Annotated in this window: 1 protein-coding gene; it reads right to left on the bottom strand. The window is 38.7% G+C overall.

All coding sequences use genetic code 11. The annotated features are described in order from the left end of the window. The coding region (locus tag FHP04_RS14575) for a hypothetical protein (RefSeq protein WP_158319157.1) at positions 1-346 on the bottom strand (346 nt) is incomplete at both ends.

The raw sequence follows: 346 nt of genomic DNA on the forward strand, positions 1-346 counted from the left end.
TGAAATTTTACCTGTTGGTACTGCACACGTTGGTTGAACTACATCAGCAGTTGGTGTAGCTGGTGCATTTGGCACATCATTAATCGTTACAGATAAAGCTGTAGAAACACATGTAGGATCTGAAGTATTTCGAGCCGTTACACTATAAGTTCCAGAAGTTAAGTTAATAAAGTTTTCTGAGTCCTGATAGTTCGTGCCATCAATACTGTATTCAAATCCTGCACCTAATGGTGAGGTAATTGAAATTTTACCTAAAGGTACTGCACACGTTGGTTGAACTACATCAGCAGTTGGTGTAGCTGGTGCATTTGGTACATCATTAATCGTTACAGATAAAGCTGTAGAA

The organism is Aequorivita sinensis, assembly GCF_006346335.1.
Classification (GTDB): Bacteria; Bacteroidota; Bacteroidia; order Flavobacteriales; family Flavobacteriaceae; genus Aequorivita; species Aequorivita sinensis.